The sequence below is a fragment of the Microbulbifer maximicatervae (SeqCode) genome, assembly GCF_052468095.1.
Map to the genome: position 1 here is coordinate 129,156 of NZ_CP174332.1, position 23,063 is coordinate 152,218.

The following is a 23,063-nucleotide window of genomic DNA, read 5'->3' on the forward strand; positions in this document are numbered from 1 at the left end:
ATTACAGTAGTTAGACGCAAGTCCTCACGTTTTAGATTCAGTTATGGATACTTTCCTCAGCCTGGGTGTGACCATTTGGTCAGCCTGGGCGTTGGCTTGGATTTTGCCCTTTGGGTATGAAGGTTACGGTATCAGCTCATTTGCCGGAGCATTACTATTTAGCAAACGATGACATTGACTACTTCCTGTTACCGGTAGACCTGACTGCAATATACCCAATTGATCCAAGACAGTCGCTTGGTCCCAGTAAATATGCTCAGAGCTGATTTTTCTATTGGAGAAGCTAATAATTCCCACATGGGGGACTGATAGCTTCTTCCCTGTTGCTTCGATACCAGGTGCGAACCAATCCATGCGAATAGAATGGGTAAAGTGAAGAATAAACTCATCCACTAAGCTGTCTTTGCCCACGGTGCGGGAAAGAAGCTGTAAATTTATATCCGCTGGCATTTGAGGAATAAATATATCCCTATAAAATTTTCGTAAGGGTTCTTTTCCCGTTGCGCCGGTATTAACCGGTACATGAATTAATACGGGATTTTCTGTCATGGTAGCAATTGCGGTGTCGGCATCTTTTAGATCGAATTCGGCCTCGATATGGATTTCCCAAAGTTGAATTAAGTACTTTTCATCGTCATTGTATTCCATCTCTTTCACCTTCCCATTTGAGGCGCAATATTACTGATCGTTGAGTTAATCCATCTTGTGCCAAAGACAGTATTGCGATGTTTATAAATATCAACAAGGTCGAGAGCGTCAACAGTGAATATGACGATTTCGCAGCTACCTATAGTGATGGCTAATTTTTAGTACAGAATCAGAGTGTTTGTAGTACTAATAGACCATAAATTATTGAGGAGGAGATGAAGGGAAATTGTTTGAATGTTTGCAGAGCTAGAATGCGTTACCCGTTCTACAAAGATAACGCATTCTTAACCCTTTAGCCGCGCCAGTAATTATTGGCTGCTGCAACAGTTTGGAAATTAATGGCAACAACCTGTGAGGAGGCGATCAGGCTGTCTGCATTTTCCTCATAGGCGGACCTCAGCTTACCCCGTACTTCATCTGAAGGCTGGGTATACTTAACTCCCATCCTGGATAGTTTCATTGCAAGTTCAAAGCCTTGTTGTGCATTTTCAGTAATTAGGCTTTCTAACCAGATTTGCGACATGGACATCCCTCTCTACTATCGGGTTGATTGATAAAGTTGTGGGGGCTGCTGAGCCCCAGTTATTTTGTATATTTACTAAGGGTTGATATCAGTCCAATATGTATTGGCTGATATATTTGTTGAACTGAATAAGATCGAAAGAACCTCTTATTTCGAACCTTACCTTACCGATCTCGCTTAAATAAACTTCTATTTCACAGTCCAGATCAAAAGTGCCAGCGGTCTCAACAGAAAATGCTTGTATCTTGCTGAAAGGCAAAGAGGTGTAGTCTACTTTTGAGCCCGTGATACCCTGAACATTGGCGGCAATAATGCGTTTGTTGGTGAAAACTACCTGATCGCGAATAGTTTTAAAACCTGCAAAAATAAACTCCCCCTCGATCAGGAACTTATTAAAGTCATCCCTGGATTCAGAGATATCTATAGGCTTGAGTTTAAATACTGGTGAGTTTTTAAAATCTATCACGGGTTATCCCTGTAATTCTATTGGAGGAGGAGATTACCACTGTGGCGCATTAAGTTACAGATGATTTACTTTTTGGTTGTGTTTTTATGTTTAAATTTATTTAATTATTATGACAATTTCCACAATAGAGGATCGATCATAAGTAGTTGGTAATTTTTGAAATGGTTATCTCTCTATTTACTGGATTCTTGACTCGATTATTTCAGTATCACTAGGGATAAACAGCAGTGGCTATATCTGTCTATTGATTTGCAAGGCTTCCAAAAAAAGCTGCACAGCGGGATGAGTTGTTGCACTTTTTTTGAAGGTGGCAGCATTTTGTATTTGGTAGTGAAACTTTTCCGGTAGCAGGGGGAGCAGGGTTCCTTCTCCGACATATCTGCGGGCCAGGTATTCCGGTAGGAAACCCACAAAGCACCCAGAAAGTATCATCGCCAACCTGGCCGCCATATGGTTGGCTGTGGATCGCTTGGGAAACAATCGATACAGGTGCGCCGCACCAGAGAGAACAGTATGACTGGGCGCAGCTAATTCCTGCTGGGTGAGTAGCTCCTCATCAATAGCTGACACCTGGGCACAGGGGTGGCTGTTACTGCAATAGAGAATCGATTGGTGATAAAACAGGGGTTGGTACTCCAGCCCCGGTCGGCGTGAGTGCAGGGGGTTGATACCGATATCGGCGCGGCCTGCGAGGATTTCCAACTCGAGTTCCTGAGGGGCGGCCAGTTGTACTTCCAGGTGGAGTTGCGGGGCCTTCTCACGCAGTTGGGTGATAGTTCCGGGCAAGTTCAGTTGCGGTATTTCCAATACATCGTCGGGCATTACCAGGCGCAGGGTACCGGTGAGTTGGGATTGAATTGCATTGACCTGGCTTTTGAAGGTATCCAGGTGCCCATCGAGCTCCAAAATAGCCCGATACAAGGCCTCCCCCTCCGGGGTCAGTTTGAAGTCGGCCCTGCCTCGAGAGCGCAAGCACAACTGCATACCCAGCCGTGTCTCCAGGTCGGAGATATGCACACTGATCGTGGAGCGGCTGATATTCAGGGTGACTTCGGCAGGGGTGATGCCTCCGGCGTGCACAACCTCGCGGAAGACGCGCAGCAGGCGCAAATCCATATCGCTGAGGCGGCCTCCCAGGGCGTTTTTGGTTTTGCTCATAGCTGCACTTCCTGGGGCGCTGAGATGGTTTCTGGCTGTAGATATAATTAAAGTTTGATAAATATAAACTTTAGTTGGAAAAATACTACTATTCTCCTCCGTCAGCTGCGGCCAGAATCGCCGCATACTACTAATAACATCTATTTACTAGGAATTTTCCTGTGAAACTTGCAAATTCGGACCTGTTGAAATTTCAGAACTATATAGCGGGCGAATGGCGTGACGCTGCCGCCACTGTAGATGTATGTGACCCGGCAAATGGCGAGTTGCTGGGCCGTGTGGCCGACGGTACCGCAGAGGATGCCGAGGCGGCGGTGGCGGCTGCCAGTGAAGCCTTTCCCGCTTGGAGCCGCCGTACAGCCGGTGAGAGAGCTGCGGTTCTCAAGCGCTGGTACCAGCTGATCGTGGATAACAGCGATGACCTGGCAATGATCCTTAGCCTGGAGCAGGGCAAGCCGGTAGCGGAAGCGAAAGGTGAGATTATCTACGGGGCTTCCTTTATTGAGTGGTTCGCGGAAGAGTGCCGCCGGGCCTACGGCCAGACAATCCCGACCCACAACCCGGCCATGCGCCTGAATACCATCCGCCAGCCGGTGGGTGTGGTGTCCTGTATTACTCCCTGGAACTTCCCCAACGCCATGATCACCCGCAAGGCGGGTCCGGCACTGGCGGCCGGCTGTACTGTGGTGATCAAACCGGCCCTGGAGACGCCACTATCTGCTCTGGCGCTGTGTCAATTGGCGGAAGAAGCGGGCCTGCCCAAGGGGACTATCAATGTAGTTACCGGCAGTGATTCTCCGGGAATTGGCAAGGTTCTGACCCAAGATCCCCGTGTGGCCAAATTCACCTTCACTGGCTCCACTGTTGTGGGCAAGCTGTTGATGTCCCAGTGCGCCAGCACCGTGAAAAAAATGTCCATGGAGCTCGGCGGCAACGCGCCGTTTATCGTATTTGACGATGCGGATATGGATACCGCAGTTAGCGCCTGTATGGCGACCAAATTCCGCAATGCGGGCCAGGTGTGCGTGGCCACCAACCGTATTTACGTGCACGAATCCGTGCACGATGAGTTTGTGGAAAAGCTGCGCGAGCAGGTTGCCGCCCTGAAGATCGGTCACGCTACCGATGAAGGGGTCAATATGGGCCCGATGATCTTCCGCAGGGCTGTGGACCGGGTTCAGGGGCTGGTACAGGACGCGGTTGCGGCCGGCGCAAAAATTGAAATTGGCGGTGAGCAGCTGACCAATGGCGATAACTTTTTTGCGCCAACCATCCTCACTGGAGTTACCGATACCATGCGTATCGCCCAGGAGGAAATTTTTGGCCCTCTGGCGGCGGTACAGAAGTTCTCCGATGAGGAAGATGTGGTTCGCCGTGCCAATGAAACGCCTTACGGCTTGGCGGCGTACGTGATGAGTGAAAACATTCGCCGTGCCAATCGTGTGGTAGAGGCGCTCGACTACGGCATGATTGCCTGTAACACCGGGGTGTTCTCCACCACTGTGGCACCTTTCGGTGGTGTTAAAGAGTCCGGCATTGGCCGCGAGGGCGGCGTCGAGGGTATGGCCGAATTTTACGAGACCAAATATTGCTGTTTCGGGGCCTGAGCCCCGGTCTGAACACAACTGGCCTGCGCTTGTCCTAGGTGACAAGCGCCCGAACAGATTTTCGGGAGCCTGTGGCTCCCCTACTTAAGAGTTTGAAACTTCAGGGAACTTGCGGAGATTAATACTATGTCTGAGATGCAAACCGATGCTTTCTGGATGCCGTTTACCCCCAACCGCACCTTTAAGTCTGCACCGAGAATTGTAGAGCACGCCGAGGGGATTTATCTCACGGAGAAAGGCGGTCGCCAGGTTATTGATGCGACTGCGGGTTTGTGGTGCAGCAATGCGGGTCACTGCCGTTCTGAAATTGCAGAGGCAATTTACCAACAGGCAAAAACACTCGACTACAGCTCTATTTTTAATTTTGGTCACGAGTTGGGTTTTGAGTATTCCGAGCGTCTGGTAAAGCACACTCCCGATGGCCTGGACCATGTGTTCTTCGGTAATTCCGGTTCCGAGGCAGTTGAGAGCGCCCTGAAAATTGCCCTGCAATACCAGCGTGTACGCGGCAAGGGCACTCGCACTATGTTTATCGGCCGTGAGAAGGGTTATCACGGAGTAAACTTCGGCGGTATTTCTGTGGGCGGTATTCCTCCTAACTACCAGGGTTTTGGCCAGCCGGTGAAAGCCAACCATATGCGCCACACCCTGGATATCGAGCGCAATGCATTCAGTCGTGGCCTGCCGGAGCACGGTATTGAGTTGGCTGAAGACCTGGAGAGACTGGTAGCTTTCCACGGTGCCGACCAGATTGCCGCTGTGATTGTTGAGCCATTTGCCGGTGCCGGCGGTGTGGTATTGCCTCCCAAAGGCTACCTGCAACGCCTGCGGGAAATCTGTGATAAGCACGACCTACTGCTGATTTTTGATGAAGTCATCTCTGGCTGGGGCCGTACCGGTTCTGCATTTGCCTCCACCGAGTTCGGCGTAACCCCGGATATGATCACCTCCGCGAAGGGGATTACCAATGCCACAGTGCCCCTGAGTGCGGTATTTGTCAGCGACGAAATTTATAAAACCGTGATGAATGCGGCTCCCGATGGTGCGGTGGAATTCTTCCACGGTTATACCTACTCAGCACATCCGGTTGCCTGTGCGGCGGGTATGGCGACTCTGGATATTTACGAGCGCGAAGGCCTGTTGACCCGCGCTGCCGGTGAAATTGGCCAGCACTGGGAAAATGCCCTGCACAGCCTGGCTGACCTGGACAATGTGATCGATGTGCGCAATTACGGTTTGGTCGGCGCTATTGAGTTGCGCGCGCCGCAGGATCTGAAAGGGAAATACGGAGCTAAAGTCTCTGGTATGGCCTGGGAAGCTGGAGTGATGGCCCGTGGTATTGGCGATGCCTTGTGTATGTCCCCACCGTTGATTATCGAGAAGCACGAGATCGATGCTGTTGTGGATAAACTGCGTGGCGTGATCGGCGCTCTGGCCTGATTATGCTATTGCGGCAGCCCGTTTGGGCTGCCGTTCTCTCCAAATTACTCTTGTGCCAGAAGGAAAGAATACACTTCTCTCGAGACGCGCTGTGTATTCTCTCCTTCCTGCCTTATTAGTTTTTCTACCTTCCTCTCCTTTCATGACCCGCAGGGCAGTTTGCATAACTTCCCTATTGTCGTTTAGAGCTACACTGAAAATAGTGGCCTGCGGCGCGGTCACAGTCTTTGCAGAGTCGACTGCCTGGCCGCGCTCGTAGGCTGCCTTTAAAAACCGCCGGGGAAAAATTCAATTCCCTGATGGTAAGGGACTCTTCAATATGGAAAGTTACTCAACCTGGGGACTTTTCTATGCCCGCTGACACTCCTCCCCTGGCGACCGGACCCATTTTGCAGGTGTTGTCTGCAAACTGGTGGCTACTCCTGCTGCGCGGTATTGTCGCGGTGATTTTTGGCGTGCTGACTTTTGTCTGGCCGGGATTGTCCCTGTTGACCCTGGTGCTGCTTTTTGGGGTTTACGCTTTTCTGGATGGTATTTTTTCCCTGGTTGCAGCGGTGATGGGGCGGCATAAGTCCACTCCACTGTGGTGGTTGATTGTCTCGGGGCTGATCAGTTTGGCCGCGGGAATTGTGACTTTTATTTTCCCGCAGGTTACCGCTTTAGTGTTGGTGATTTTTATCGGTGCCTGGGCCCTGGTGCGGGGTATCTTTGAAATTGTCGGTGCTGTTCGCCTGCGCAAGGAAATTGATAACGAGTGGCTGCTGATCGCCATTGGTGTTCTCTCGGTGATTTTCGGAGTTGCGATTTTAGTCAGCCCCGGGGCTGGTGCTCTGGCGTTGCTCTGGGTAATCGGTGCCTATGCGATTATTTTGGGGCTGCCATTGATCTGGTTATCTTTCCGACTGCGCAAGCATAATAAATCCGCTTCTTCATAACCGTTTAACTCAAATGCGCTCAGTAATAAAAAAGGCCGGTATTACTTAGTAATACCGGCCTTTTCGAATTGCTATTTAAATAACAGCTTCTGTTTTTTATTGCTTAGCGGCGAGATTGACTGCCTTCGGCAATGCCCCCATTAACGCTTTGCCTTTTTTCTCCAGTGCCATACACAGCTGGATTCGCTCCTCGGCTTGCGCGAGGCTGCGCTGGTATCCGGGGGCTAAATCACCTTGCTGGGCAAAGAGTTGTTGCAGTTCGCCCAGGTGCTGTTTATCGCAGAAGGCAGCGGCAAGTGATGGGGTGCGGCGGCGGATCTGGGCCGGAATCTTATCTACTACCTTGTCAAAGTTCTGTTGCAGCCACTCCCAGTGCTGTGCCTGAACCCTGGGCTGGGCCAGGGCGTAATGGATCAGGCCAAATGATTCTCTCGGCCCCATTTCGTCGCTGAGCGCTAATGCTTGAATGGTTTCCACTTGCTTGGGATTGTTGCTGGTGCCGATGGCATTGGCACTGGCATTTTCAAAGCGGGGATCATCCAGCTCGGCGCGGACTTTGATCAGGTGTGCGAGGAAATCTTCCCCCGCATCCTGTACTGCCACACTCAGGGCTGCCTGGTATAGGTCAGAGCTTAACGCCTTCGCATCCCGTTCCTGTTCAAAGCCGGTAAAGGCGGTTGCCATTTCCTGTAACTGCTTGCGTGAGTCAGGATCTTCTGCAACTTGCGCCATAAAGGTTAGCAGGTCGCTGTGCAGCATCTGCTGGTCGCTATCACTGCTATTGGCGCTGCGATTTAGTATCGGCAGGTACAAGTTCTGGGCAAAGTTCAGGAATGCAGAGCGCTGGGATTCACCCAGGTAGTTATCCCGGTACTTCTGCAGGTAGCGCAGTGGCATGGTGATCACCTGGCGCTTGTCCGCCACTGCGGATTTGCGCACTACTTCCAGCAGTGGTGCCGCAGTGAGATTGCCGGCCTCGAAAGCTGAGAAGGCGCTGTCGATAATGGACAGCTGCTCAGTGGCAGAGAACTGGGCAAATTGTTTAATCAGTGCCTGCCACTGCGCCTTGGGAAGGTTCCAGCGGTAGTAGCCGCTGCCCTGAGCATTGGGCATTACCCAATTTGGGCAGGCACCGCCGGTAATCTCCAGGGTTTCCCTTGGCTCAGTCAGGATCTGGCACTGCTGCACGCCGCTATCGGTGCTGAAGCAGAAAGGGATGCTCCATTTATCGCTGGCGTCGGCGATAGGGGAGCCGAGTGGCTTGTAACGGCTCTGCTGAACCACTAGCGAGGCCTTGCCATCGCTAGTGCAGTCCATGGAGATATCCAGTTGTGGAACCCCTTTTTGCTCGACAAAACTGCGGAAAGTCTCGGTCAGTTCCGGGGTGTTGGTTTCCTGGCCGATCACTTTGTAGAAGGGTGGTGAGTCGGCCACGCTGTCGGAGAAGGTTTCCAGGTAGCGGCCCAGTGCTGGGCGGAAGTTTTCCGCTCCGAAGTAGGTGTCCACCATGTGGATAACACCCAGGCTCTTCGAGTAGGTGATCGAATCGTAGGCGTTGCGAATATTGTTGTTGTCCGCGATGGGCTCACGAATGGCGCGGGTGCTGGCCAGGGAGTCCAGCTGCATGGCGCCGATCGCATAAGTCGCTGCGTTGAGGTCGTGCCCCTCTTCAGGTTCCATAATGGTGAGGGCCAGCGCCTCCCCCCAGGTAGCAAAACCTTCCTTCAGCCATAGGTCGTCCCACCAGGGAGGGGTGACCTGATTGCCAAACCACATATGGGCAATTTCGTGCGCATGAACTTCTACGAGAGCCAGGCGGGTGCCGGGAGCCGGGTTGTCGCCCACCAGGATACGCTGTTCGCGATAGGTAATTGCCGCGGACAATTCAGTAGCGCCACTGGGCCACTGGGGGGCGGCAATAATGTCCAGCTTCTTGAATGGGTAGGGGCGTTGCAGCTGGGTCTCGAAGGTCTCCACCATTTTGGGGGTGATATCGAGGATGTAGTTCATATCCTCACCGCGACCTTTACGGGCGAAGCCGCGCAGGGGTATGGGGTCTTTGCGGTACTTGCTCGGTGGTATGGCTGGGCGCTCAACCTGGTCAAAGGGGCCCACTGACAGGGACAGCAAATAGGTTGACATCGGTGGTGTGGTGGCGAAAGTGACTTTCTCCATGCCGTCACCTGCCGCTTCGCGCTTCAGCTCGGGCCCATTGCTAATCGCTGCGTAGCCTTCGGGTATTGTCAGGCTGACAGTAAAGGGGGCCTTCAGGCCTGGCTCGTCGAAGCCGGGTAAATACTTGCGGGCCTGGATCGATTCAGATTTTGCCAGGGCATAGGCATCGCCCTGCTCCTCGACCTTAAAAAGCCCGGCCAGGTTGCGATCAAATGCAGCACTGTAGTCGATATGCAGTTTGAAACTGCCCGCATCGATCTTCTCCGCAAACTCTACTGCGGCAACACCACTGTCCAGTACTTCCCGGTATTCGGCCGGAATCTGGCGGCCGTCATCGAGCTGTGCGTAGACTTCGCGCACATCCAGGTTTTTGCCATGCAGCCAAATATGTCGGGCACCTTCCACCAGCTGGATATCGATATCCACCTTGCCGGTGAAGGTGTCTTTGCGAGGGTCTAGCACCAGTTCCAGTTGGTAATCCAAGGGGGTAGTGCCCTCGGGCAGGCGCCCTTCGGGAGCCTTATCAAAATCGAGGCCTTTAGCCTCGACTTCCTGGGCGGTACTGGTTTTTGCTGGTTCCGATGCTTTTTCTGCGGGGTTACAACCTGCTACTGAGAGCAGGACCGCGGTTAGCAGGGCGAGCGGGATGTTCTTTTTCATGGTAGGGGGAGCACTCAGCCAAAAGGCTGATTGTACCGCTTTGGAGAAAAATTACGCGATGCAAATAGTTGGGCTGAGGGGAAGGTGGGAGGAAACCCGGCAGTGGATGCCGGGTTTCTGTGGGGAGACCTACAGGTGCGGTACGGTCAGGCTAGAGACCTTGCTGCTGCTGTAGGGCACTGTGATGGTGTAATTGGTATTTTCCGGCTTCTGGTAGATATAACCCTGAGTATCGATGGCCAATACTACACGGTGGCCAACCGGGACATCGTAGCTGGTGGTGAAAAAGTCCACTTCGAACTTTTGTTTTTGCCCAGACTTGTCTGAATGCAGGGTAATGGGGGCGTGAGTTATCAGACGCCCCAATCCCAACGGACCCACATCGTAGAGGTGCACGTTGAGTTGCACTTCTTTTTTGCTGGGTTCCACCCACATTTCGAGTTTGGGTTCGCCGCGAATCTTCAGGGTTTCCCACTGAATCGGTGATTTGTACTCGATGGCGTAGTAGCCGTTGATAGCGATCATGGGCGCGTAAACGGGGATACCGAAGCCTTCCAGTGCATCGGAAACCAGCGGGATACCGGTGCCTGCAAAGGTATCTGAGCCGCCGTGGAATTCATTACTCCAGCTCCAGCCGTCGTACTTGTCGCTCTCCATTTTTGCATTGTTAAACATGGTAAAGCGTGGCTGCAGGTACCAGGTGGTGCTTTCGTCTGTTACCGGGTAGTCCTCGAATTGCTCCAGCTCATTGCTGATACGCACAGTCATATCCACCTTGGGTTCGGTGTCGATCCCGTTGTCCTCGCCTTTAAGGTGGTGGTCGAACCAGCGGAAACTGGTGGACCAGATATGGCCATTGTTACCGGTAAGAGTCTCGGTAATCGCGTGGGTGCCGGGGTTTAGCATGAGTTTCTTGGGCCCTTCGAGCAGGGAGTAGAAATCGGTCATGCTATTCGGCTTAAACAGGTAGTCGGCGAAATTGTTTGAGAGCAACACCGCTGTGCCGTTTTGATTGATTTCGTCCACGTAACTCATTGCGGAGCGCTCAGCACCGAAATTAATTACCTGTTCCATATTTTCGCCGTCGCGCAGGTTGCTCCATACCTGCTCGAGTTCGGCCTCTTTCTGGAAGGCCGTAGTAACAAGCAGCGTGCCCCATACCAGGTTGACGGTTTCATTGGGGTACAAAGCTTCTACTACATCTGCCCAACCGGATAGCGCAGCTACTGCATCGACGCGAGGGTGCTTAGCGGCACTCAGTAGTGAAATTCCACCGCCGTAGGAAATTCCGGCCATACCCAGCTTGCCCACCGGGTAATTGGTTTCCAGCCAGTCGATCAGGACTCCCACATCGTTAAGGCTGTTATCCCCTGCGACGTCAACAAGTCCTCCCGAGTGCCCAAATCCCCGGGTGGAGTAGCTGAGCACCAGGTAGCCGTTCTCTGCCAGCTCTTTGGCCTGGAAGTGGTACTGGTGCTTCTCCAGCCCCCAGCTGTTGGTAAAAATAACGGTGGGGTAACCGTCTGCTGGTGCAGGCGTTTCCGGGATAAATAAGTTCGCATCCAGGACCGTACCGTCAAAAGAAGTAATATCCACGTCGGCGATATATTCCGGTGCCGACCAGGCATGAGCAGACATTAGGGCGCCGCCAAGCAGCGCCAGTAGTGGCTTGGTATTCATTAGTTTTCTCTCATCTGATGAAATCATTATTATTTTTTTGACCAGGATTCCCTCCTTGGTCGACCCCGTACTATAGGAGTTCATCCTAGTTTTGTACGTAAACAGGGCTAAATTTGAGACGTTTGTCTCGCTTCATGTCGCAATCTGCTGCAGAAAACTGTTTGTGAATAGCTATCTATTTTGTGTCTTTCCAGTCACACAAAAACAGGCGAAAAGCTGTTTTGTGATCAAATTGATCTTTTTTTGATCAGTGAAAACCGGTACTGTGTCGTCTTCGCTAATCAGCTAGGGAGGGCTTCAGCAACAATGACTCGGTGGCCCGAACTATGGTTTCTCGTTCAGTTGTTCTATTAGTACTTTGTTTCGGATTTATCGCTTCAGCCTACGCCGCGCCGCGTGGTTTGGGGGAGGTGACCTGGTATGAAGTCGACAGTGATAATTTTCGCGTGATTACCGATGGTGATCCCAACGCAGTCAAAAGTCTGGTAGCAGACCTGGAGCGCTATCGCGCAGTGGCCTTGGAGTTACTCGATGCAGATCCAAAAAGCGAGCGATTAACTATTTATGCGGCCGCAGACCGGGACACCTATGCAAACCTGGTGGGTGTTGAGCTGGCGGATATGACCAACGGTTTGTTCGATACCTCTGCGGAGGGTAACTATGCCCTGGTAAACCTGGATGGTCGCAGCGTTGAGAGGCAGCTCAAAGCGCGCGAATTCCTGTTCCACGAATACACCCATTTTCTGAGCTATAACGGCAACACCACCCACTACCCCTATTGGTATAGCGAGGGGTTTGCTGAATTTATGGCAACCATGTCATTCCCGGAAAAAGGCACCTACGAAATTGGCTCCATTCCCAGCGAACGGGCCATGACCCTGATGTATACCGGGCTTATGCCGCTGGAAGACCTGTTGCGCGCGACGGTGTACAACACCGATGCGGACGAAAAGGCAGATGTCTATGCCGGAGGTTGGATTCTGTCTCACTGGTTGATGATGAAAAGCGGCAAGCAGGATAATTTCGATAATTTCGTCAAAGCCTATAACGATGGTGCCGACCCAGTACTTGCCCTGGAAGAAGCGCTGGGGATGTCGGTGAAAGAAATCGAAAAGGCCTATGTAGCCACTTATAAGGCGGATAGCTTTGAACATTTTAGTGGCGCTATCCCCGCGGACTTTAAAGAGGCCAGCCCTACGATTAAACGCCTCAGCAAAAGAGAGTCGGTGAGTATCCTGGCTGGATTTATCGCCCAGTCTGGTTACAACCTGCTGGCCTTGGATGAGTTGATTGAGTATGCCTACAGCACGGGTATTTACAGTACTGAGTTGGCTGCGATTAAAGCGAGTGCCGATCTGCGATTGGGTAATTTCCCCCAGGCTAGCCATCTTTTAGCCAGTGTCCCCACTAAGGACCGAGGCCAGCTCTGGTACTTGAGTGCCCATGCCTGGTTAACGGTTAATCAGCAGGCGGTGGCGCCCGGTAGTAAGCGGGATCTTCGCAGCCTGAAAATGGCGCGGGAGGAGTTCGACTTCCTGGTGAAGGAAGAACCGAAAAATGCATCTCACTGGTTTGGCCTGGCGATGGCTATGGAGATGCTGGATTACCCCCGAGAGGAATATCTGGAAAAGCTGGAGCAGGCTTACAAGCGTGCCCCCCGTGAGCTGCATATTGCCCAATGGCTGGCAGAAGAGCTCTACCAAAAGAAAGATGCGGAGTATTTTGCCCGAGTGGCGAAGCCGCTGATGTTCGAGCTCCCAGACGAGGAGCAGAACAAAGAAATAAAAATGAGGTTGGCAGAGCTGAAGGGCAAACCCAAGTCATCATAGCAACCATAAGAGCGCTCACTGAATAAAAAAGGCTTGTCACTCTGTGTAAGAGACATCCGACATTCGCCAACGTATATTTGCCCGGCAATTGACTTTGCCGGGCTTTTTTTTAGGGGATAATTTCCCAGCGAACTGGTACGATTTCTGTAACAGCGGCAATTCCATATTGCGAAGCATAGCGTGCGCGTTAAGGGTAATGCTTCTCATAGAATAAGAAAGGGTGCACTGTGAGCAGAAAACGGTTTTTCGTTGTATTTCCGCTATTTATCTTAATATTGCTGCTTGCAGCATGCGAGAGTAATAGAGATCCTGTTGTAGAAAACTCAAAGGTTTTAAAGGAATCTCCCCAACAACTGATACCAACGCCGCAGAATAAACAGCCCGCAAAGCCGCAATTTGAAAATTATGTAGAGCAAGGAGATTTGCCTGCCCTGTTAGAGCGAGGTGTATTGCGCCTGTTGGCCCCAAGGGGCCCCCAGGAGAGCGCCTTACCACGAGAAGGACTACCTGCAACAGAGTGGCGAAAACTTGCGGAAAATTTTGCTCGCAGCCGGGGATTAAAGCCTCAGTGGGTTTACGTAGATAACTTTTCCGATTTAATTCCGGCGGTTATTGATGGACGTGGGGATGTAATTGCCACCAATTTTTCCCGCACCGAAGAACGCAAGTTATTACTGGGTTTTACCCGCCCATTACAATATGTTGATGAGTTGCTAATTACTCATCAAGAGTTCGAGGTGGAAGAGGCTGTGCCCTTACAAGTCGTGCTGCGGCGGGGCAGTGCATTTGCTGAAACCCTGGAGCAGCGAGCCGATACGGAAAATTACAGGGTCACCTACCTCGATAAGCCGGTTGCAACCAGCGAGCTTATCGCGGCTGTAGCAGCTGGTGAATACCCCGCAACAATTATTGATAGTAATTTGGCAGATGTGCTTTTAACTGATTACCCGCAACTTACAGCCACCACAGAACTCGATTCCCGCAGGCCTATCGCCTGGGCTGTACGCAAAGATGCTATCGCTTTGAGACGTGAGTTGAATGAGTTCTTTACCGCTGAATTGGTATTGGCCAGTCAGAACCGAGAGCAGCCACTGAGAGATTGGCAGGCAATAAAGGAGAGCGGAACTTTAAGGGTACTTACTCGCAATCACCCCGCCTCCTACTTTATCTGGCGCGGTGAGTTGATGGGGTTTGATTACGATCTGCTAAGGAAGTTTGCCCGTGACCATAAATTACGCCTGAGCATGGTTGTGCCCAATAAAGACCAGGATTTGGTCGAAGCATTGAATGATGGAATGGGGGACATGATTGCTGCATCCCTTACTGTTACCGAGGCTCGCCGCCAGCAGGGATTGGTATTTTCCAAGCCTTATATGACAGTTACGGAACAGGTAGTAGCCGCAAAATCAAAGGTGCCTGATAAAGAGCTGCCCCTTCCCGAGAACCTGCTTTCTGGGCAAACAGTAGTGGTTAATCCCACCACGAGCTATCACGAGAGTCTGGTCAAAATAATGGAAAAGCAGCACGGGCAAGATATGGTGCCGCTACAGATCCATCGTCTAAAAGGCGCTACCAGTGAGTTTCTTATTGATGCAGTAGCCAGGGGTATTTTTCCCTATACCGTAGTTGACTCACACTTGGCCGCCATTGAGAGCACTTACCGGGATGACTTTACTGTAGTGGGGGAGTTGCCAGGGGAGCGAGATATCGCCTGGGCTGTTCGTACTGGCCAGCCGGTATTACTGGAACAACTGAATAACTTTCTGAACAAGCACAATCGGGACCTGTTCTTTAACGTTACTTACAATAAATATTTCAAGGAGCAAAAGCGTATCCTCCGACATCAAGGGCAGCGCCTGCGCAGCACTGATGAACTATCGCCCTTTGATCCCCTAGTAAAGAAATATACTGAGGCTACCGATCGGGATTGGCGTATGGTGGTTGCGCAGATGTACCAGGAGAGTCAATTTAACCCCCAAGCGCGCTCTTTTGCCGGTGCTCAGGGCTTGATGCAGGTATTGCCGCGGACTGCACGGCAAATGGGAGTTAACAATTTGTATGATCCTGAAAACGGTATCCGCGCAGGTGTATCTTATCTGGGGTGGCTGGATAAACGTTTTCCCGACAATATACCCCTAGAGCAGAAGATCTATTTTACCTTGGCTGCATATAATGCGGGTCACGGCCATGTCAGGGATGCCAGGACGTTAGCCCGACGACTGAAGTGGGACCCTAACCAGTGGTTTGGCCATGTTGAAGAGGCCATGTTGCTGTTGTCCCAGCCTGAATACTATCGCGATAGTCGTTTTGGTTACGTGCGCGGCAGGGAGCCAGTTAATTATGTGCGTGAGATACGGGATAGATATATTGGATACTTATCTACTCGGCAGAGTGGTAGTGGCATTTGATTATTGATGTGGACTATAAAGAACGAAGAAAGCAGGCAAATACTATGCCGTGTTTGCCTGCCGATCTTAGAGGGATTAATACTAATTATTATTCATTAAAGAGGAAAATTCTGGGTGTGTAACGATTTTGTTTATAAGGTCAGATACTGCGGGCTGGAAGGCTTGTGCTACTTGTTGACAAGCTTTATCAGCAACCCAGTTTGTTGAAAAAGGATATATCGACTCTACCTGATATCCATTATGAGACGAAGAGGAAATAGTAGCTGAAAGCTTCCATTTTCCAGCACCTATGTTGGAGTTAAAATCCAATTCAGAGATTTCACCTCGAATAGAAACTTCCGAGCTTTCATCATAAGCCTCAGCCATCTTTAGCTCATTGATAAATGCATTATGGATATAAGACTCGAATGTTTGGTCATTTTGATTTTTAATGGGTCCTGCAGCTCGGCAGCCAATAGAAGAGCGCTCTTTGCCTGAAACAGATGAAAATTTATCAACAGAAACTCTGTTCTCACCAGCTGCCTTGATAGCATTTACATTTTCTGGAGTGGCTCCATAGTTGGTAGTTACATAGCCACAGCCGATCATATAAAGGGTTGAGAAAACTACAGAGAATAGCTTAATTAGCTTCATTGAAACCTCTTCTTTTGTATGTTTTTTTAATCGTGTGCGATATTGTTCGTCGAATATTTTACTATATTTTTATAATTAATAGAGAATTTTGTTGTGTATGGGTCTACTCTTCAGTCTTTCAATCTTACTTGTACTAAAGAAGCGAGAGTTTCTTGCGGCCCCACTTTTTTTGCTCCACCTAATATGTAAAGGGTATTACCGATAACTACTGCTCCGTGACCGTGTCGTGCCTGGGGCAAATGACCTTGATTGTTCCAATCATCTGTGACTGGATCGTAAATCCAAATATTGTTAAATGCAGTACCGGTCTTCCAGTTGCCATTGGGGCCAAATGCCTCACCGCCGGCAACTATTAATTTATTATTTAATGGGGTTGCTGTGAGCCCGGCAGCAGCCTGGGGTAGGGGGCGGATCTTTTCCCATTTATCCAGGCTGGGGTCATAAACTTCGGCATAAGTAAGATTCCTAGCCTTGCTACTATTGTCGCTAACCTGGCGGCCACCAACAACATATATTCTGTTATTTAAGTTTGCCCCACCTGCGGAGGTTCGCTTGATACTGGCTGGCGCTGCTTGCTCCCAATGATCCCCTCTTGTAAGCACATAATGAGAATTGGTATCTCTATTTTTAGACTGTTCGTCGGGGGCCCTACCGCCAATGACATGGATGTTCTCCCCAATGTTGGTGTAAATAGATTCAGCCAAGGGCCGGGGGAGAGGGCTGGTTTCTATCCAATGCTTATATTCGCTGGAAAGTTTATAAACGGTATTTCGGGCTTGCCAAGCGCTATCAGAATCGCCAAAAAATCCACCTATGCCATATAGGCTGTTGGAATTGCTGGCCATGCCAAGGTGATGTCTTGACTCAGGTAAATTGGGCCCTGGCCTCCAGTTTTGTTCCCGCGGAGAAAAGATATGTGTTTGTTTAGTTGGAGCGAGACCGAAGAAAACTGCAGTATCCGATGGGATAAATCCCCCTGCTACATAGATCTCGCCAGAAAAGACTGCGGGGTAAATCTCCTGTAAAGGCATTTTCAGGCTGGGAAGACTTGATATAGATAGACTGGAAATAGCCTCTTTAGCGGTTAGATTGACTCCACCAAAAGTAAGGGAAGCTAAGCTGGAATATTTAATAAAGGATCTTCTGGATAGCGTCATAGTAACAAACACTCTCACACTGACTGATAAAGAATACCTATTGATTATAATTTTTTACCTAAAAATAGGCTAAAAGGGTCATTTTTATAGTGACTGAAAGGGTCGCAATCGTCAAATCCATAACGGCGATAGAGAGCGATTGCGGGAGCAAAAGCTTCAGCGCGACCTGTCTCCAGCTTTATCTCTTTATATTTACGTTGCTTTGCCTCCTCCAATATTCTTTCTATCAAGGCGCGGGCAACGCCTTTGCGCAGGAACAGAGAATGAGTTTTCATGGATTTTATTTCGCCCAAATCAGGGTTGATCTCTTTTAGGGCACCACAGCCGGCCAAAACTCCATCAATTCTCGCTCCCCAAAAGGTAATCATGGGGTCATTTAACTCATCAGGATTTAGTGCGTGAACGCTTCCAGGTGGGGAATGTCGGTACATTTCCCGTAGATGAGCTCCGAGAAGATTGTTAATGGAACCATCGGACAGGTCGTCTAATTGTACTGATATATACATCTTTATTTGATTATCTTTCTTTTTAAAACAATGGTTCAAGCAGGAACGCCCGTTAATTTTTTGGGCTTTGAAATGTCACTGTAACAAGATTTTTAGAGAAGAATAAGTATAAGTTGGCTGGTGCAATAGGTATGCTTTATTAGGGGGCATTGAGAAAAAATATGCACCGTTTTATTACGTATAATACCCGGCCAAAATCCTGGCAAGGGAAACTAAGGGCTGGATATTGCCCTTAGTTCAACATTAATAGCTAGTTTAAAGAAGATCTAGAGTAATCGCTTCCCGATATTGATACAGCGTTCACCGGAATAGCGATGATTTTTTAGTGCTTTTACCAATATAGGCTTAAGTTGTGGTTTTTCTTTTAGTGATTTAGTAATCTCATTTACATTTTCTCTAGAACACATTAGCGGTAGGGCGTAAGCATAAGCAGTAAGCAATTCCTGAGATTCATCTTCATTGACCTGAGCCAGTGAGTCAAAAATCGGTTGACCGTGGATGTTAAATAGCTCTATTTGCTCTGGTGTAAAAAGGGACTCTGTAATTTTTCGAATTTCGCTTAACTTGAATTTGTCTCGATTAGATATAAGATTATCTACCCACTTTGATTTGTTTTCGGATTGGGGGCGAATAACTTCAGCAGATAGTGCGTTGAGTTTAGATCTGTCGGAGTTATCTTTTGCCAATTCTCTTGTGATTGCCTGCTCATAATCTGAGAATAGATAACGATTCTGCAACTTGATAAGTTTCCAGCGCATATCAGGATCGAGTTCCAGTCCTTTAATGGCAAACTCTCCCATTAATAGGTCTCTAGCATGACTTAATGCTGGAGTGGAGTGGGCGATATTGGTAAAAACACCAAACCAGACTTTTTGTTGATCACTACCTTCAGCCGCCTCTAGTAGTTGACCCCAGACAAAGCTCTCAACAGTCTGAGTAAGTTCGTTACGACGCTTTGTGCTTAGAGGGATTTGAGTCAGGAAATCGTAAGTGAATTCAATATATCTGGCATTCAAACGAATAATGTTGATGTCTCTTTCGTCGACGCCATTATTCACTATAAAACTAATATACTCGTCCAGAGGGAGCTTTGCGTCATAGGTACTATCAAATAGGCTTTGCCAGAACATTAGTCGTGCAAACGGCTCTTCAATGTCATTGATATGCTGAGCCATGTTTTTGATGGTAACTTCATCCAGATTTACCTTCACATAGGCCCAATCTTCTTCATTGGGATATAGCCCCTCTGGGCAGGGTAGCCCCACGGCTTCTTTTACTTCGGTTCTGGCACCACTATAAAGCACTGAAAGGGTTGCAACCCGTTTCATACTTCCAGCTTTCCTTTGGTAAACTCCCAGCTGTGTGCGCTGTTCTCTTAATATCGGGTATTCCTCTGGTGCTGTTTGCTGAATTACCAGATGATTGATTTTGTCATCATCGCACTGGAAGCTGGCTTCAATTGTGTTGAGGCCGGCCTGGTAAAGCCACTGTTGCTGCCAGGAATTAAGATCTTTATCCGCAGCTTTGCCCAGGTGGTTGATAAAGTCATTGAGGGTTGAATTGTCATAAGATAAGGCCTTTAAGTAATTACTGACGCCTTTGCGAAATTCTTCTTTGCCCAAATAGTAGGGCAATTGCTTGAGTACTGAGCCGCCTTTGCCATAAGTAATTCCATCAAAATTGGCAAAGGCTTCGTCAGTATTGTTGACTGGTAGTTGAATAGCGTGGGTAGTGGGGCGTTGATCAGTGTGGTAAGCCCATTGCTTGGCGCCTAAGTAATAGTTCTCCCAAGCGGTAGTGAATTCGCTATTTTCGGCTAGAGCCAGATTGGCCATGTAAGTGGCAAAGCTCTCATTGAGCCAAAGGTCATCCCACCAATTCATGGTGACCAAATTACCAAACCATTGATGGGCCAGCTCATGGGCAATAACATTGGCGAGGCGCATCCGCTGGGCCTGAGTCTTTTTTCCTCGGGATATGTAAGAATCGTTAAATGTTACAGCCCCAACATTTTCCATAGCGCCGGCGTTAAAATCAGGTACTAGTATTTGATCATATTTTTTAAATGGATAATCAATTTCAAAGTAGGGCTGAAAGAACTCAAAGGATTGTTTGGTGAAGGTAAACCAGTCTTCTGTTTTTACATAATTTGCCAGGCTCTGTCTTGCCATTAAGCGAAGGGGAATATCTCCTGCCTTGTCTTCCCAGATGTGATAAGGACCTGCATGTAAAGAGAATATGTAAGATGAAAATTTCTTAGTTTGAGGAAAAAACCAGTGGTTTGATTTTCTTTTCTCTTCTACTCTCTCCTCTCTTTCCGCGCTAACTACTACCCAGTCTTTTGGAGTCTTTACATCCAGGGTGTAACGCGCTTTCAAATTGGGTTGGTCAAAATGTGGGAATAGGCGATTGGCATCATAAGGTTCAAAGTCCGTATATAAATAGACCTTTTCGTCTTTGGGATCTTTAAAGCGATGTAATCCTGAGCCATTGTTAGAGTACGGGTGTTGATAATTCACCGTAATCGTGTGGGATATTTCTGGTAGATTTTGATAATCAATAGAAATAAAGTAGTTGTTGTACTCAAATGGAACAGATCTTCCATCGACCTGGATTGAATCAACCGCACCACCGGAAAAATCGATAGTGAGCGGCTGTTCAAGTATTTTTCTAAAATTGATATCTGCGTGCACAATTCCGGAGAAGTTCTTAGCTTGACTATCCAGATTGATGCTCAGCCGATAGTCCACTTCAGCAATTTGCTGACGACGAATGTCAGCATAAGATTCTGAAAGTCCTGGGGCTGTGGTTCTAATAGGAGATGAAATTTTCTTTGCTGGTGAGCTTATTTCTTGCTTAGTAGTTCTTTGCTCACAGGAACTTAATAAAATACCACATAGAATCGCTATAACCACTTTGTACTTTAGTAATACATTTGTAAGGCGAATATATTTGTTCATGGCGCTATTTTTAATATAGAGTTATTGAATTACTATTTGCGATTTACTTTGTATCATTAAAGATAGCTAGGCGGCGATATAAATTTTCCGTATCAGTAGGGGGAATCTTTTATACAGAGTGAGAAGGAATAGGTTCTGGCTACTGGCCGTTTGCGACCTCAGTAATTGATTCCGCTAATGCGTTGATAACTCCGTCAATCTCCTCTGCCTGTGCTATAAATGGGACGCCGATTTGCAATGTGTCGCCGCCGTAGCGAATATAAAAGCCTTTTTCCCACATCTTCATAGCAATTAAGTAAGGCCTGAGTAATGGCTCATCCGGAGCTGATTCGATTGTCAGGCCTGCGGCAAGTCCACAATTACGAATATCTTCTATTAACGGTAATCCATTGAGTTGATGGATATGGTCTTCCAGGATATGGGCAAGCTCCGCAGATCTCTCAAATAAATTTTCTTTCTTTAAAATATCCAGTGTCGCCAATGCCGCTGCGCAGGCTAGTGGGTGCCCAGAGTAGGTATAGCCGTGGGGAAGCTCCAGTTGGTATTGAGGTCCTCCATTTTCCATGAATATCTCGTAGATATCTTGACGCACAGCCACAGCGCCCATGGGAACAGCGCCATTTGTAAGCTGTTTGGCTGTATTGAGCATATCCGGGGTCACTCCAAAAAACTCTGCTCCGGTGGCTTTCCCCATGCGTCCGAAAGCGGTAATGACTTCATCAAATATCAACAATATGTCGTATTGAGTACATATTTCCCTAAGGCGATGGAGATAGCCTTTTGGTGGGGGCAATACCCCCGCAGACCCCGCTACGGGCTCGACAATAACAGCGGCAATGTTTTCAGAACCGTGCAGTTTGATAAGTTCCAGCAACTCGTCTGCCAGGAAACTTCCCTGTTCAGGCTGTCCTTTAGCAAAGCGGTTGTGGGGTAAAAGGGTGTGGCGAAGGTGGTCAGAATCTAAAGATGAGCCAAAGATTGCTCGATTAGCGCTAATACCGCCCACACTAAGACCGCCAAAATTAACTCCGTGATAGCCTTTCACGCGTCCGATGAATTTTGTTTTCCCTGGAGCGCCCATCTTCTGCCAGTAGGCTCTAGCTATTTTTAGAGAGGTTTCTGCGGATTCAGAGCCGGAGTTTGTAAAGAAAATACGATTGAGCCCCATGGGCATCATCTGGCTGACACGCTCCGCTAGTTGGAAGGCTCCCGGGTGTCCATATTGGAAAGCGGGGGCATAATCCAGAAGGGCTGCTTGCCGGGTAATGGAGTCAATTATCTCCGGGCGGTTGTGTCCAGCACCACAGGTCCATAAGCCAGAGAGACTATCGAATATGGGGCGGCCATCAGCACTACGGTAATAGCAGCCGTCGGCTGAGGTAATAATACGGGGATCTCTTTTGAATTGACGATTCCCGGTAAAAGGCATCCAGTAAGCATCGAGCTGCGATTTACTAAGTCCCGCTGATTTGTCGTTCATTTTTATTTTCCGACATTTGGCCTTATCGCATTAATTTTGGACCAACTTTTCTACTTTATAAATTGATTCTCACTAACTTTAGTTTCATAAGTGGGGTTTATTAATAGAGTATTGAAGTATTGCCTATGGCAGGAGTTGAGTGTCGGGGGAGGGTTTGCCGGAATGGCCTAAGGGAGAGAGGGAGATGAGAGGAGAAGAGAACCGGGGGCATTAGCCCCCGGTAATATTGCTGATTAAACAGCAGTGGCGATTCTGTCCACATAGGGGGCGAGTTCTGGTTTGTTCTCCAGAATCTCCTGCCGGGACAGACCGTCGATCTCGTGGGGGAATACCAACCACTCTTCGGTCTTGTGGATAAAGTAATCCGGCTCGCGCTTGGCCTTGTTGTTCTTCGGCTTGTAGTAAGGGGTCGCGATACGAATCTCCGGCGTGTTCTTCTTACAGGCAGCGCGCAGGTCTTCGATAGTTTGCTCAATACTCAGGCCAGAGTCGTGCACATCGTCCACGATCAACAGAGAGTCGTGGGACTCCAGGCGCTTGATCAGGTAGTTCAGGCCATGCACGCGCACTTTCTTGTCGCGCTCACCGATACCGAGATAGGAGGAAGTGCGGATAGCGATATGGTCTGCATCCACTCCCATCACGTGCAGCAGCTCTTGTACAGCGATGCCCACAGGAGCGCCACCGCGCCAAACACCGACAATATAGTTTGGGCGAAAGCCGTCCTTATAGATTTGCTCGGCGAGAGCATAAGAGTCTATCAGGAGCTGCTGTGCGCTAATAAAGTGCTTTTTCATC

Annotated in this window: 17 protein-coding genes; 5 read left to right on the plus strand and 12 right to left on the minus strand. The window is 49.1% G+C overall.

Annotated features, from left to right (window positions below):
* Positions 1 to 123: 123 nt before the first annotated feature.
* The 4 genes from ACJJIL_RS00585 to ACJJIL_RS00600 form a co-directional block, all read right to left on the minus strand.
* Positions 124 to 648 carry a nuclear transport factor 2 family protein gene (locus tag ACJJIL_RS00585; protein WP_445360933.1) on the minus strand — a complete coding sequence of 175 codons (525 nt, stop codon included), beginning with the start codon at positions 646 to 648 and terminating at the stop codon, positions 124 to 126.
* A gap of 292 nt (positions 649 to 940) precedes the next feature.
* Entirely contained in the window at positions 941 to 1,171 is a 231-nt protein-coding gene (locus ACJJIL_RS00590) for a hexameric tyrosine-coordinated heme protein (protein WP_108734816.1), read from the minus strand.
* Between the two features lie 88 nt (positions 1,172 to 1,259).
* The gene (locus ACJJIL_RS00595; RefSeq protein WP_282930901.1) at positions 1,260 to 1,637 is read right to left on the minus strand and encodes a PH domain-containing protein; all 378 of its coding nucleotides are present in this window, start codon (positions 1,635 to 1,637) and stop codon (positions 1,260 to 1,262) included.
* A gap of 231 nt (positions 1,638 to 1,868) precedes the next feature.
* Positions 1,869 to 2,795, minus strand: a complete 927-nt coding sequence (locus ACJJIL_RS00600; RefSeq protein WP_444918452.1) for a LysR family transcriptional regulator — start codon at positions 2,793 to 2,795, stop codon at positions 1,869 to 1,871.
* 161 nt (positions 2,796 to 2,956) lie between these two features.
* Between ACJJIL_RS00600 and ACJJIL_RS00605 the strand changes: the two genes are divergently transcribed.
* The 3 genes from ACJJIL_RS00605 to ACJJIL_RS00615 all read left to right on the plus strand — a co-directional run bounded on the left by ACJJIL_RS00605 (position 2,957) and on the right by ACJJIL_RS00615 (position 6,777).
* Positions 2,957 to 4,402 (plus strand): NAD-dependent succinate-semialdehyde dehydrogenase, encoded by a 1,446-nt coding sequence (locus ACJJIL_RS00605; RefSeq protein WP_445360934.1) that lies wholly within the window; start codon positions 2,957 to 2,959, stop codon positions 4,400 to 4,402.
* A 126-nt stretch (positions 4,403 to 4,528) separates the two neighbouring features.
* The gene (gene aptA, locus ACJJIL_RS00610) at positions 4,529 to 5,842 is read left to right on the plus strand and encodes an omega-aminotransferase AptA (protein ID WP_282930904.1); all 1,314 of its coding nucleotides are present in this window, start codon (positions 4,529 to 4,531) and stop codon (positions 5,840 to 5,842) included.
* A 350-nt stretch (positions 5,843 to 6,192) separates the two neighbouring features.
* Positions 6,193 to 6,777 (plus strand): HdeD family acid-resistance protein, encoded by a 585-nt coding sequence (locus ACJJIL_RS00615; RefSeq protein WP_445360935.1) that lies wholly within the window; start codon positions 6,193 to 6,195, stop codon positions 6,775 to 6,777.
* Positions 6,778 to 6,873: 96 nt separating this feature from the next.
* Here ACJJIL_RS00615 and ACJJIL_RS00620 read toward each other — a convergent pair whose 3' ends face one another.
* Together ACJJIL_RS00620 and ACJJIL_RS00625 are read right to left on the minus strand one after the other, a co-directional pair.
* Positions 6,874 to 9,612 (minus strand): M1 family metallopeptidase, encoded by a 2,739-nt coding sequence (locus tag ACJJIL_RS00620; protein ID WP_445360936.1) that lies wholly within the window; start codon positions 9,610 to 9,612, stop codon positions 6,874 to 6,876.
* A 129-nt stretch (positions 9,613 to 9,741) separates the two neighbouring features.
* Positions 9,742 to 11,292: a CocE/NonD family hydrolase gene (locus ACJJIL_RS00625; RefSeq protein WP_282930907.1), complete on the minus strand. Its 1,551-nt coding sequence runs from the start codon at positions 11,290 to 11,292 to the stop codon at positions 9,742 to 9,744.
* Positions 11,293 to 11,618: 326 nt separating this feature from the next.
* Between ACJJIL_RS00625 and ACJJIL_RS00630 the strand changes: the two genes are divergently transcribed.
* Together ACJJIL_RS00630 and ACJJIL_RS00635 are read left to right on the plus strand one after the other, a co-directional pair.
* Complete coding sequence (locus ACJJIL_RS00630; RefSeq protein WP_444940527.1) at positions 11,619 to 13,121, plus strand: hypothetical protein; 1,503 nt, start codon at positions 11,619 to 11,621, stop codon at positions 13,119 to 13,121.
* 227 nt (positions 13,122 to 13,348) lie between these two features.
* Positions 13,349 to 15,529: a transporter substrate-binding domain-containing protein gene (locus ACJJIL_RS00635; protein WP_445360937.1), complete on the plus strand. Its 2,181-nt coding sequence runs from the start codon at positions 13,349 to 13,351 to the stop codon at positions 15,527 to 15,529.
* Positions 15,530 to 15,610: 81 nt separating this feature from the next.
* Here ACJJIL_RS00635 and ACJJIL_RS00640 read toward each other — a convergent pair whose 3' ends face one another.
* The 6 genes from ACJJIL_RS00640 to ACJJIL_RS00665 form a co-directional block, all read right to left on the minus strand.
* Positions 15,611 to 16,162 (minus strand): hypothetical protein, encoded by a 552-nt coding sequence (locus tag ACJJIL_RS00640; protein ID WP_413663628.1) that lies wholly within the window; start codon positions 16,160 to 16,162, stop codon positions 15,611 to 15,613.
* Positions 16,163 to 16,272: 110 nt separating this feature from the next.
* Positions 16,273 to 17,319, minus strand: a complete 1,047-nt coding sequence (locus ACJJIL_RS00645) for a Kelch repeat-containing protein (RefSeq protein WP_445360938.1) — start codon at positions 17,317 to 17,319, stop codon at positions 16,273 to 16,275.
* Between the two features lie 44 nt (positions 17,320 to 17,363).
* Positions 17,364 to 17,864, minus strand: coding sequence for a GNAT family N-acetyltransferase (locus tag ACJJIL_RS00650; protein ID WP_445360939.1), 501 nt, complete (start codon positions 17,862 to 17,864; stop codon positions 17,364 to 17,366).
* 227 nt (positions 17,865 to 18,091) lie between these two features.
* On the minus strand, positions 18,092 to 20,785 hold the full coding sequence (gene pepN, locus ACJJIL_RS00655; RefSeq protein WP_445360940.1) for an aminopeptidase N: 2,694 nt from the start codon (positions 20,783 to 20,785) through the stop codon (positions 18,092 to 18,094).
* Between the two features lie 139 nt (positions 20,786 to 20,924).
* The gene (aptA, locus tag ACJJIL_RS00660; RefSeq protein WP_413663624.1) at positions 20,925 to 22,265 is read right to left on the minus strand and encodes an omega-aminotransferase AptA; all 1,341 of its coding nucleotides are present in this window, start codon (positions 22,263 to 22,265) and stop codon (positions 20,925 to 20,927) included.
* 233 nt (positions 22,266 to 22,498) lie between these two features.
* On the minus strand, positions 22,499 to 23,062 hold the full coding sequence (locus ACJJIL_RS00665; RefSeq protein WP_413663623.1) for a phosphoribosyltransferase: 564 nt from the start codon (positions 23,060 to 23,062) through the stop codon (positions 22,499 to 22,501).
* Between the last annotated feature and the right edge of the window lies 1 nt (position 23,063).

Coding starts and splice junctions, on each gene's coding strand:
- ACJJIL_RS00620 (WP_445360936.1), bottom strand. CDS start 9,612: ATGAAAAAGAACATCCCGCTCGCCCTGCTAACCGCGGTCCTGCTCTCA.
- ACJJIL_RS00640 (WP_413663628.1), bottom strand. CDS start 16,162: ATGAAGCTAATTAAGCTATTCTCTGTAGTTTTCTCAACCCTTTATATG.
- ACJJIL_RS00625 (WP_282930907.1), bottom strand. CDS start 11,292: ATGAATACCAAGCCACTACTGGCGCTGCTTGGCGGCGCCCTAATGTCT.
- ACJJIL_RS00590 (WP_108734816.1), bottom strand. CDS start 1,171: ATGTCGCAAATCTGGTTAGAAAGCCTAATTACTGAAAATGCACAACAA.
- ACJJIL_RS00645 (WP_445360938.1), bottom strand. CDS start 17,319: ATGACGCTATCCAGAAGATCCTTTATTAAATATTCCAGCTTAGCTTCC.
- ACJJIL_RS00665 (WP_413663623.1), bottom strand. CDS start 23,062: ATGAAAAAGCACTTTATTAGCGCACAGCAGCTCCTGATAGACTCTTAT.
- ACJJIL_RS00630 (WP_444940527.1), top strand. CDS start 11,619: ATGGTTTCTCGTTCAGTTGTTCTATTAGTACTTTGTTTCGGATTTATC.
- ACJJIL_RS00585 (WP_445360933.1), bottom strand. CDS start 648: ATGGAATACAATGACGATGAAAAGTACTTAATTCAACTTTGGGAAATC.
- pepN (WP_445360940.1), bottom strand. CDS start 20,785: ATGAACAAATATATTCGCCTTACAAATGTATTACTAAAGTACAAAGTG.
- aptA (WP_413663624.1), bottom strand. CDS start 22,265: ATGAACGACAAATCAGCGGGACTTAGTAAATCGCAGCTCGATGCTTAC.
- ACJJIL_RS00600 (WP_444918452.1), bottom strand. CDS start 2,795: ATGAGCAAAACCAAAAACGCCCTGGGAGGCCGCCTCAGCGATATGGAT.
- aptA (WP_282930904.1), top strand. CDS start 4,529: ATGTCTGAGATGCAAACCGATGCTTTCTGGATGCCGTTTACCCCCAAC.
- ACJJIL_RS00615 (WP_445360935.1), top strand. CDS start 6,193: ATGCCCGCTGACACTCCTCCCCTGGCGACCGGACCCATTTTGCAGGTG.